Genomic DNA, 11235 nt, shown 5'->3' with positions numbered 1-11235 from the left:
GAATATCTCTTGCAATGTTCTTTTAAAATTCAGTGTTAATAAACTATTGCCTTTTTTTTATTTGCCTTTTTTTAAGCTATTCTTTATAGGATTGCTTAAAATCTAATAACTATATTTAATTATTAGATTTTAGCAGTTCTTTGTAAAGTTAGTGTTTACTAAAGAAGTTTTTTCATATGGTTTTTAATAATTACTGGAACAAAAAACATTGATACTATATATGAAATTAATGTTCCACCAATAAGTGCAACTCCTAAACCTCCAAAAACAGCATCACTTGCAAGTAGTGATGAGGCAAATACCATAGTTAAAACTGTAAGTATAATAGGTTTTGATCTTGTTGCTGTTGCTTTTGCAATTGCTTTATTTATTGACATATTTTGCTCAATTATTAACTGTTTTGAAAAGTCAATAATTAGTGTTGAGTTTCTTGAATTTATTCCTATTAAACCAATAAAACCAATTAATGATGTTGCAGTTAAATAAAAAGTATCTTGAGTAAATATGTCCATAATAATATGTGCTAAAATAACTCCAATAATAGATATAAAACTTGCAAGTACAATACCTCCTGAAATAGCAAAACTTTTATAATAAATAACCATTAAAAAGAATATTAAAATTAGTGCAATAATAAATGCAGTTCCCAAATCTTTGAAAGTATCAAGGGTTACTTTAAGTTCACCATCAAATATTAAATCAAACTTTTCATTTGTATTCTTATTAATAAATGAGAGGTTTAACATATCTGTTTTTATTACTTTATAATCACTACTTAATTGTTTAATCATTTGTGTTCTAGCTTCTAATAAAGGATAAATTTGACTATCTTTATTTGTCTCTGCTATCACATTTATCATCTTTTTTAAATTTTTAGATGTTAATTCTGGTTCTTTAACACTTTTTCTTACCCTTACAAGTTCTGAGACACTAATCATTTGATTATATTGATTTTTTAATTTTAAATTTTTTAATCTATTTTTTAATGATTGTTCTGTTTTTTCATTTATAAGTCTTGTATCATCTAATCTTAGAAAAATTGGTATTTGATTTTGTGCATGATTGTCATTTACTATTGAAATAGGCATTCCCTCGTATGCAAGATAAACTATTTGTTTTATTTGTTCTAAATCAATACCACTTTTTTTAATCTTATCATTATCTAAAATCAACTCATACTTTGCGTAATCTTTACTTGCCATCACATCAATATCTACAAGGGTTTTTTGTGCTTTAAAAATTTTTGCAATTTTGTAAGCAAAATCTCTTTGTGAATTGAAGTTTTCACCACCGTAAATTTCTGCAACAATAGAAGCAAGAACTGGTGGTCCAGCTGGAAGTTCTATAAATTTAATATTTGCATTGTACATATTGCATGTTTCTTTTATAATTGGTCTTAATTTTGAAACTAAATTAAAACTTGAAATATCTCTATTTGATTCTCTTTTGATATTTATCATCATTTCTGCTTGCCACTGTTTATCTTTTAAAGCACTTTGCTTAACAAGTGCAGCGAAATCTAAAGGTTGTCCCTCACTTATAAAAACAGATATATTTGTAACTATATCATTTTCTTGTAATTTTCTTGCAATACAATCAGTCACTTCTTTTGTATATTTTTTACTATATCCATCTTTTAAGTCAACATATACAGAAAATGTATCAGAATCTTTACTTGGCAACATTTTTGCTTTTATAATTTCGCTTGGAAATGTTAATACACTTAATAAAAATAGTATTAATGTAATTACATAAACTAATATTGATTTAGACTTTGATTCTAAAATTTGATAAATAAAGTTTTCTAATTTAATCATCTAAAATCCTATAAAAATTTTTTTATTAAGTATGGTGTAAATGCATAAGCTATAATAAGAGAGACTATAAGTGCAATTGGTACAAAAACAGGAAGTGGATTCATAAATTGTCCCATCATTCCACCAACAAAAAACATAGGTAAAAAAGTCATAATAATAGCTATTGTTGCAATATTTGTAGCATTTCCTATCTCATTTGTTGCATTAATAGAAATTATTGTAATATCAGAATTTGGACTCTCTTTTCTGTGCCTATGTATATTTTCAATAACAATTATAGCTGCATCAACTAACATACCAAGGGAAACAATTAGTGCAAAAAGTGTAATTCTATTTATTGTTTCATCAAGTAAAAATCCTATAAATAAAGTTAATGATAAAATCATAGGAACTGTAAGTGATACAATCATGGCTTCTTTAAATCCAAGTGTAAAAATAAGTAAAATGGCAATAATTACAATAGAAATCAAAAGATTTTTTACAAGAGAATTTACTGCATTATTTGCAGTATATCCATCATCTCGTGTAATTGTGTATTTGATATTTTCATTTAAAAGTTCTTGTTTAATATCTTGCATAAAAGAAAAAACCTTTTCATTAATATCAACAGAGTTTGTTCCTTTTAGTTTTGAAATCATCATGGTAACTTGAGCTGTTTTTTCAATTTCATTACCATTTTTTGTATATAAATAGGCTTCTTTATTATTTTGTATATCATATGATTTTTCAACTTTTGCAATATCTCTTAGATAAACTGCTGAACCATTTTTGTAGCTTATTATTAAATTTTGTATATCTTCTTTTGATTCAATTGCTTGTTTTATTCCAAAAACTATAAGTTCATTATTCTTTGTATTTCCTTGAATATTAGGAGTATTGTAAGCTAAAGCCTGAACACTTTTAACTACTTCATTTAATGAGAGTTTATATTGTGATATTTTATTTGAGTCTATAAAAATATTATATTGTTCTTTTTTCTCACCTTTTAATTCAATAAGAGCAACATTTTCTATTTGGTTGATTTTCTTAGTTAACTTATCTATTTTTTTAAATATCTCAGTTTGAGAAATCAGATTTTTCCCATTATTTTTTTTTGAATAAAAAGCAAGTGTTGCAATAGGAATATCAGTATCGATATCCATGGTTTTAATAATAGGTGTTAGAGCTTCTTTTGGCATTAAATCCATATTTCTCATAACTTGGTCATATAGTTTCAAATTTGAACTTTCTTTATCTTCTCCAATAAAATATTGAACTTGGACAATTCCTACTGAATCTTTCGCAAATGAGTAAATATGTTCTATTCCTTTTATTTCTCTTAGCTTTTTCTCTAAAGGATCAATTATTACTTTTTGAACTTCACTTGGTTTTGCTCCTGGAAGTCCTACAATAACAGCACCACCACTTACTTTTATTTGTGGATTTTCTTCCCTTGGCATAATTGTAAGAGATATATAACCTAAAGCAAGTATTAAAAATATTGTAATTGCAGTTAGAGGGTGATTTATAAAACTAAGAGATAATCTACCCGCAATGTTTAAATTTGGATTTAAGTGTTTTGAAAAATCACTATTTTTCATCTTTAGTCCTATTTGTTTTAATTGTAAGTTTTGCATACATACCTGGATAAATTATTTGTTCTTTTTTATCAAAAGAGATTTTTACTATAAATGAGTGTGCTGTATTATCAATACTAGGTATTATTGCATCAATTTTTCCTATTGTGTTAAAATTAATTGAGGGAAAAGAAACTTCTACTTTTTGAAATTTTTTTATATTTACTAAATCACTTTCATTTATTGAAGTTTTTATTTTCAGATTTTGTAAATCAGTAAGTACTAATGCTATAGCTCCTGGCATAGCCATCTCACCCTCTTTAATACTTTTTTTTATAACCATTGAATCATTTGATGCTTTTACATTTAAATAGTTATATTCATTGTTTATTTGTGTAAGTTTTGCTTTTGCTATTGATACAAGGTTTTTTAAATTTAAAAGATTTAATTCAAGTTGTTCTAAATCATATTTAGCAATTAAGTCATCTTTATATAATCTTTTATATCTATTATAGTTTAGCTTTACATTATCAAGTTTATTTTCTAAAATAGTAAGATTAGCTTTGGCTTCATTTTTTAAAGAGTCTAATTCTGAAGAATCAATTTTATATAAAAGCTGATTTTTCTTTACAAATGAACCCTCTTGCACAAATACTTTTTTTATATAACCAAAGTGTCTACTTGTAATAACTTTTTCATTATTTGATATTACAGTACCTGATGTTTCTATATCATTTGCATAAGATGAGATAGCTAATAAGACAATCAATAAAACTTTTATCATTTTAATCCTTCAAAATTTATATTAATAATTTTTGCAATATTTGCTATAGCTAAAGCTTTTGCAAATTTTGCTTGTATAAACTCTATTTTTGCTTGTTCATATTTTGCTTTTTGTTCAAGTAAATTAGTCATTGATATTAGGTGGTTTTTATACATTTTTTCAGACTGTTTAAAAATCAAACTGGTAAGATTTAAAAATTGTTCTTTCTCTTTTTGAATTACTTTTTTAGATTTTAAATTTTCAAGAGCATTTGATAACTCTAATCTTACATAATCTTTTTGTTTTTCATAGTTTATTGAAGCTTTATGATGTATTATTCTATTTTTTTGATAATTTACATCTCTTGTATTATCAAAAAGTGTATATTTTACAGCAATTACAGCATTATAATAATCTTTTTCATCTGAAAAATTTACTCTATTATCATTATATCCATACTCTAGATGAGAATAAACTTGGGGATAGTATGAACTTTTTGCAATATCAATATTTTTTTTAGTAATTTGTTTATATAGCTTCATTGCTTTTAGTTCATCTTTTTGATTTAAAGCCTTTGTTAAAAGTGCATTTTTGTTTAAAAAATCTAAATTAAAACTTTTAAATGATTTTACATCGTTTATTTTATCATTTGAACTTAAAAACCTAAGGTATGCTAAATTAAAATTTAAACTCTTTTTTGCTTCTGATAACTTTGAATTTATTTCATAAGTATAAGCTTTTGCTTGTTTAACATCAATTGATGTTATTAATCCTTCTTTATGAAAAGTTTGTGCTCTTTTAAATACTTCATTAATTATATTTTTTGATTCTTTTAAAGCTTTAATATACTCTTTTGCTACTACTGTGCTATTGTAGGCTTTAAAAACTTCAAGTGATAATTCAGTTTTACTCATATTGTGTTTTAATTTGTTAATTTTTTTTTCAAGTTTTAATATATCTTTTTGTGTTTTTATTTTGTATCCTGTAAATAAAGGAATATCATATGTAAGTTTTGTATTTATATTTGTTCTACTTGAGGGATAATTTAAATCTTTTGGTTGAGTATTTATAGGTTCACTCATTTGTGCAAATCCAAAATCTTTAAAAGTTGCTTCTCTTGAAGATAATTTTGAATTAAATACATAACCTGAATGATTAGTTCTATTTGTTTCATTTATGATTGAGAGTTTTCCAAAATTTAGTGCATCTATTTCTTTAATATTTAGTTCACTAAGATTAATATTTAGTTTAGAAGTTTTCAAATCTTTATTATTTTTTAGAGTATAAGACAGTAACTCATTATAATTTACACTTTGTGCAAAAGAAAATGAGACAATAAAAAAATATAAGCTTAGTTTATGCATTGTAACTCCACATATTATAATATGGTTTATTATATTGCATAAAGATAAAAACAAATGTTAAAAAAAGTAATTAATAGTATAAAATTTGATTATATTACTAACACTTATATTTATAATTAAATATTATTATTTAAAGGATTGGGCAAGATTCCCTATAATTAAAAACCATCCATCAATTACAATAAAGAAAATAAGTTTAATAGGCAAGGATATCATAACAGGTGGAAGCATCATCATACCAAGACTCATTAAAATAGAAGATACAATAATATCAATAACCAAAAAGGGCAGAAATATCAAAAAGCCTATTTCAAAAGCAGTTCTAAGCTCACTTACAATAAATGCAGGCATTAGTAAAGTTAAAGGTACTTCATCTATATTTTTAGGATTCTCTTCTTTTTTTATTCTATAAAATAAAGCAAGGTCAGTTTCTCTTGTATTTTTAATCATAAACTCTTTAAAGGGTTTAACACCTTTTTCAAAAGCTACTTCATATCCTATTTTTTCATCCATATAAGGAACTATTGCATCTTCCCAAGATTTTTTTGCATAAGGTTCCATAATAAAAAAAGTCAGTATTAAAGCCATCGATACAATAACTTGAGATGGAGGAGTTTGCTGTAATCCTAAAGCTTGTTTTAAAAGTGAAAATACGATTAAAAATCTTGTAAAACTTGTTACCATTAAAAGTAAACTTGGTGCAAGTACTAATAAGGCTAGTATAATTGCTATATTGATTGTTTTTACAAATTGTGCTGGTTCTTCAAGTGCTGCAACAGATAAGTTTACAATTGGGGGTGAATCTGCTGCAAATATAAGCGATGTAAAAAGCAATAAACTAACTAGTATTTTCAAATCATATCCTCTTTTTTTCTGTGCGAAATAATAACTAAAAAAGCATTAAATACCTATTTTTTAATATATCCTAAATCATATAATTTATCATATATTTTACTAACCATTGGTCCAGCAGCTGAACCACCATGACCTCCATGTTCAATAAGTGCAACCACCGCATATTGGGGATTTTCGTATGGTCCATAAGTGTTAAGCCATGCATGTGAACGATGGTAATATTCTAATTCACTCTCTTTCATTCTTTTTTTCTCTGATTGTGGAATAGAAATAACTTGCGCTGTTCCTGTTTTAGCAGCAATTGTTACTTTTGATCTTATATGTCTTTGTGCTGTACCAAACCTTTTATTTGCTACATCATACATACCTTGTCGAATAATCTTAAGATATTCTGGATCTGTTGGAACTTCTACTGGTTCTTCATGATTATCTTTATAAAAATGTGGTCTTGGTAGTTTTCCTGTTGCTAAAAAGGCTGTATATCTAGCAACTTGCATTGGAGTTACTAAAGTATAACCTTGTCCAATTGAACTAATTACAGTTTCTCCTATATACCAAGGTTGATTATATTTCTCTCTTTTCCAATTTTTGTTTGGATTAACACCTATAAATTCATTTATTTGATCAATACCTGTTTCTTGACCAAATCCATATTTTTCCAAAGTTTTAGAGATTTTATTTATTCCAACTTTTAAGCTAGCTTTATAAAAGAAATCATCGCAACTTTCTCTAAGTGCTTTTCTAAATCCCGTTCTTCCATGACCTCTTTGTTTCCAACACCTAAACTTTCTATTTCCTATTTGTAACTCACCATTACAATAAACAGAGTAACTTGGAGAAATACCATGTTCAAGTAAAGCTAAAGCTACACCCATTTTATGTATTGAACCTGGAGGGTATAAACCATTTACTAGTTTATTTGTAAAAGGGTGGTCAAAACTATTTCTCATCTCATCCCAATCTTTTTGAGAAATACCTCCTACAAAAATATTATTATCAAACTCAGGAAAAGACGCAGCAGCTAAAAGCTCTCCATTATTTACATCAATAACTATAACAGCACCACTTTTGTGCGTAAAAATTTTTTGAATATATTTTTGAAGCTCTATATCAATTGTAAGTTTTAAGTTATTATCTTCATTTGGTTTTTTCTCTTTTAGTACTTCAAGCTCTTTATTTAATGCATTTACTTTGATATCTTTATATCCTAGTGTACCTTGTAGTTTTTCATTATAGTATTTCTCTAAACCATTTTTTCCAACAATCCCACTATATTTTGAAAGTTCGTTATTGTTCATATTCTCTCTTGAAGCTTTTCCCACATATCCTATAATATGAGAAGCAGCATTATGAAAGGGATAATATCTTTTTACAGATGGTTCAACTTTTATATCTTCTATTGAGTTAAATAGAGTGAATTTTGAGAAAAAATCATCATATGCAATGTAATCTATTAAGTTTACATAATCATGTTTATATGGCGAATCTAATTTTTTATATCTTTTTAATAATTCATCTTCTTTATATTCAGGGAAGTGTTTTGCAATAATTTTTACAATATTATGTAGCTTTTGTTTATTTTTATATGATTTTAGATGTGGTTTTACTGTGATTGAAAAACCTAAGTTATTTATAGCTAATGGTATGCCATTTCTATCTTCAATTAGACCTCTTGATGGTGCTTGATATACTCTTTTTATATAATTTTGTTTTGATAATTGTTCATAATATGTATTTGATTTAATACTTAAAAAATAGACCCTTGATAATAAAATTATCATAAGAGTACCAATAAATAGCAAAATAAAATTTAATCTTCTCATATCATTAATCCAACAATTATAAAATCTATTACAATATTAATAAAAATAGTAAAAAAAAGTTCATATGAATATGTATTATTCATAATATATAAAATAGTAAAACCAAAATAAAATACTAATATATAAATATAATCATTAAGTTGTGAAAAAGATACTACTCTTTTTATATATGAAGCTATAAATGCATATACAAAAAAACTTAATAAAAGTAAACTAAAAGGTTTAAATCCATTATTTAACTCCAAAAATAGCATCGCTAGTGTTAGAAAAAAGGCGCTATAATAGTATTCTCTTTTTATGGTATGCATAAAAGTTAAAAATAGAACACCTATTAAAAATATTGGGTTAAAATAGATTGATGAAATAAAGTTTACTATAATTGTAAAAAAAAATACAAAAACAACTGTTAAAATATTATCAAAAATGTTTCTTTTCATTTGGCCATATTACTTCTTTTATTGATGGTCGATTATATTATAATAACTCTTATACTTATATCAATAAAGCTCTTATTTCTCACTATTGTCTCTATTTTTCTTTGTTAAGTCATAAATAAAGCTAAATATTTGTGCAACTGCTTTGTACATACTATCTGGAATCTCTTTATCTATATCTAGCTTTGAAAGAAGTTCTATTAAATCTTCGTCTTTTTTTATTGGAAGTTCATTCTCTTTTGCAATTTTTATGATATTTTTTGCAACATGATCTTGACCTTTTGCTATAAGTCTTGGAGCCTTATCTTTTTCTAAATCATATTTAAGTGCAGCTGCTTTTTGAATTTTTTGTTTTTCCATGTTATGCTCTTATATTTAGTCCCATTTGAAGTTCACTACTTTTTTGAGAATAGATATTTTGAGTTGTTTCTTGCTCTTTTTTTCTTTTCTCTAAATCAATTAGTTTAATATCCATAGGAATTAAACCAACACTATTTAGTGATTGTTTTAATTTTGTCAAGTGTTCTCTTAAAAGTTTTTTGAAAACATCTCTTGATGCAAAAACTGTTAAATCAATTTTATTTTTTTCATATAAAGCTAGAAGTAGCTGTACTTGTCCAAAATCTTTAAGTGTTAAATTGATCTCACAATAAAACTTTTTTTCATTTATTTTTTTCATACTTATTGAACCATCTTCTAACATATCCCATAAAAAAGGCAAATAAACATAGTTTGAATTTGAGCTTAAAGATAGTAACTGATAATAATCAACTTGAAAAAGTAGTTTATCTATATTTTTAGAAGCCTCATTAAGAGATTTTGTTTCTAAAGATTTTGAAGCAAGCTCTTCTTGCATTTGTAAAAGTATACTTTTCATATCATTTTGAATTGTACTATTGTCATTTTTAATGTTTTGCAAATTTGTTGCTGTTAAGATACCTTCTTTTAGACTATTTTCTATTTTATCAACTGTTTTTAATATTTCATTTTGTAAAAATGAAGAGTTAGGATTACTTGAAATATTAGAAATAGTCTCTTTTAAATTTAATAAAAGACTATTTATATTTGATAAAAAATTACTTTGAAAAGTTGATAAGCTATTATTTTGTGATTGAAGTAGTTTAAAATCAGCTGGTAGCTCTAAATTATCAAAAAGATTTTGCATATTCAAAAGTTTATCGATTGTTTGAACTAAAACTTTTGATTGTATAGTATTGTTTTGTAAAAGCTCATTTTTTAATAGGTTTAAGCTCTCTTTTATTTGATTTAAAACATTTGCTTTTTCATTTGTTACTATTTGATTATTTTGAATTTTATTTTCAATTGAAACAATATCATCATTTAAATTTTTTAATTGATTTACTAAATTTGAAATATTTGTATTTAAAATAGAGCTGTTTTTCATCTCTGTACTAGTTAAAAGTTGGTTTAAAAGTGCTTTTGGCTCTAAGTTATTATTATTTGAAAAAATATCTTTTTGAGCTAAGATATTATCTATTTGCCCTAGTAGTTTTTGTGGTTCAATATTTTTGTTTATTAATACTTCAGTTTTTAACTGAGATAAAACATCTTTTAATTGGTTTGTTATTTGTTGTTTTTGTTCATTTAAAGATTGTAGATTTAAACTATTTAGATTTGTATTTTGCAAAGTTTGAGTTAACTTATTTGCTATTTCTTGAAGATTTGTATTTTTTATACTACTACTTTGAAAATCTAAAGAAGAGAGTATATTTGATAAACTACTTTTTACTTCTTGTTGATTAAAATCCATATTTTGTAAACTAGTTAAATTTCTTAATACATTGGCTGATTCTAAGCTTTTTATTTGTGAAAGTTCAGTTTTTAAAACTGTTATTAAATCTTTTATATTTTGTGTATTTGAACTATTTTGAAGTTTTGATTCAATTAGTTGAGCATCAACATTTATGCTTTTTAATTGATTTGTTAAATTATTTAGAGTTTGTACATTTTTATCACTTAAATTTTTTGAAGCCTCTTGCAGTAAGTTTATCATTGATTTAATATCAGATTGCATAGAGCTTGCTGTTTGATTAGGGCTTATACTTAATTTTGAAATAATTTCATTTATCTGTTGTGCTTGTGGTGAATCTAAATTTTTTATTATATTTTTTATTTGATTTAACAGCTCTAGTAGTTTTGGTGGTAAGTTTGAACTGTTTGCTTTTTCTAAGATTTTTGATTCTAAAAAAACTCCTGATTTTGAAAGTAATTCTTTTAAATTATTCTCATTTACATTATCTATTTGTGTTAAAAATGACTCAAGCATAGGCTTGTATTTACTAAAAGAGGGTTCATTTGCTACTTGTGATAATAGTGTTTTTAAAGTATTTGTAAAACTTCCTAGGTCTTTAAATAGTGTAGAGTTTTTAAGTATATTTTGAATAGTTTCATTATTTTTATTTCCACTTTTTATATCTTCAAATAGATTTTTTAATACATCTTGAATAGATGAATTATTTTTCATCATACTATCTAGTGCTTTTGAATCAGCTTCTTTTAGCACATCTTTTAGTAGCTTATTGTCTTGGTTTGGTAAAAGAATATTTAAAAGTGAATTATTTCCAACTAACATAAGATAAAGTATAGCATAAATTTTCAATTT

At 25.0% G+C, this 11235-nt stretch carries 9 protein-coding genes; all 9 read right to left on the bottom strand.

Features of this window, described 5'->3' with window-relative positions; translation table 11 throughout:
• Positions 1–158: 158 nt before the first annotated feature.
• The 9 genes from ACTCCZ_RS08695 to ACTCCZ_RS08655 all read right to left on the bottom strand — a co-directional run bounded on the left by ACTCCZ_RS08695 (position 159) and on the right by ACTCCZ_RS08655 (position 11232).
• Complete coding sequence (locus ACTCCZ_RS08695; protein WP_265734233.1) at positions 159–1817, bottom strand: efflux RND transporter permease subunit; 1659 nt, start codon at positions 1815–1817, stop codon at positions 159–161.
• Between the two features lie 8 nt (positions 1818–1825).
• Positions 1826–3397, bottom strand: a complete 1572-nt coding sequence (locus tag ACTCCZ_RS08690) for an efflux RND transporter permease subunit (protein WP_079577728.1) — start codon at positions 3395–3397, stop codon at positions 1826–1828.
• Positions 3387–4157: an efflux RND transporter periplasmic adaptor subunit gene (locus ACTCCZ_RS08685; protein ID WP_079577729.1), complete on the bottom strand. Its 771-nt coding sequence runs from the start codon at positions 4155–4157 to the stop codon at positions 3387–3389. Before ACTCCZ_RS08685 ends, ACTCCZ_RS08690 begins: the two co-directional genes overlap by 11 nt.
• On the bottom strand, positions 4154–5500 hold the full coding sequence (locus ACTCCZ_RS08680) for a TolC family protein (protein WP_079577730.1): 1347 nt from the start codon (positions 5498–5500) through the stop codon (positions 4154–4156). Before ACTCCZ_RS08680 ends, ACTCCZ_RS08685 begins: the two co-directional genes overlap by 4 nt.
• Before the next feature lie 126 nt (positions 5501–5626).
• Positions 5627–6355 (bottom strand): flagellar type III secretion system pore protein FliP, encoded by a 729-nt coding sequence (gene fliP / locus ACTCCZ_RS08675; protein ID WP_079577731.1) that lies wholly within the window; start codon positions 6353–6355, stop codon positions 5627–5629.
• Positions 6356–6408: 53 nt separating this feature from the next.
• A complete protein-coding gene (gene mrdA / locus ACTCCZ_RS08670) occupies positions 6409–8178 on the bottom strand; it encodes a penicillin-binding protein 2 (RefSeq protein WP_079577732.1) in 1770 nt (589 codons plus the stop codon).
• Positions 8175–8615, bottom strand: coding sequence for a hypothetical protein (locus ACTCCZ_RS08665; protein WP_079577733.1), 441 nt, complete (start codon positions 8613–8615; stop codon positions 8175–8177). The genes mrdA and ACTCCZ_RS08665 overlap by 4 nt, the downstream gene beginning before the upstream one ends.
• A 72-nt stretch (positions 8616–8687) precedes the next feature.
• Positions 8688–8972, bottom strand: a complete 285-nt coding sequence (locus ACTCCZ_RS08660) for an EscU/YscU/HrcU family type III secretion system export apparatus switch protein (RefSeq protein WP_079577734.1) — start codon at positions 8970–8972, stop codon at positions 8688–8690.
• Position 8973: 1 nt separating this feature from the next.
• Positions 8974–11232 carry a hypothetical protein gene (locus ACTCCZ_RS08655; RefSeq protein ID WP_463187261.1) on the bottom strand — a complete coding sequence of 753 codons (2259 nt, stop codon included), beginning with the start codon at positions 11230–11232 and terminating at the stop codon, positions 8974–8976.
• Positions 11233–11235: the final 3 nt, after the last annotated feature.

This window comes from Malaciobacter sp., assembly GCF_055140965.1.
Note: the sequence above shows the minus strand (reverse complement) of the source record. Positions and strands in the feature narration are given on the sequence as shown.

Excerpts from the sequence above, each read along its gene's own strand:
- ACTCCZ_RS08695 (WP_265734233.1), bottom strand. The coding sequence starts at position 1,817 with ATGATTAAATTAGAAAACTTTATTTATCAAATTTTAGAATCAAAGTCT.
- ACTCCZ_RS08690 (WP_079577728.1), bottom strand. The coding sequence starts at position 3,397 with ATGAAAAATAGTGATTTTTCAAAACACTTAAATCCAAATTTAAACATT.
- ACTCCZ_RS08685 (WP_079577729.1), bottom strand. The coding sequence starts at position 4,157 with ATGATAAAAGTTTTATTGATTGTCTTATTAGCTATCTCATCTTATGCA.
- ACTCCZ_RS08680 (WP_079577730.1), bottom strand. The coding sequence starts at position 5,500 with ATGCATAAACTAAGCTTATATTTTTTTATTGTCTCATTTTCTTTTGCA.
- mrdA (WP_079577732.1), bottom strand. The coding sequence starts at position 8,178 with ATGAGAAGATTAAATTTTATTTTGCTATTTATTGGTACTCTTATGATA.
- ACTCCZ_RS08665 (WP_079577733.1), bottom strand. The coding sequence starts at position 8,615 with ATGAAAAGAAACATTTTTGATAATATTTTAACAGTTGTTTTTGTATTT.
- ACTCCZ_RS08660 (WP_079577734.1), bottom strand. The coding sequence starts at position 8,972 with ATGGAAAAACAAAAAATTCAAAAAGCAGCTGCACTTAAATATGATTTA.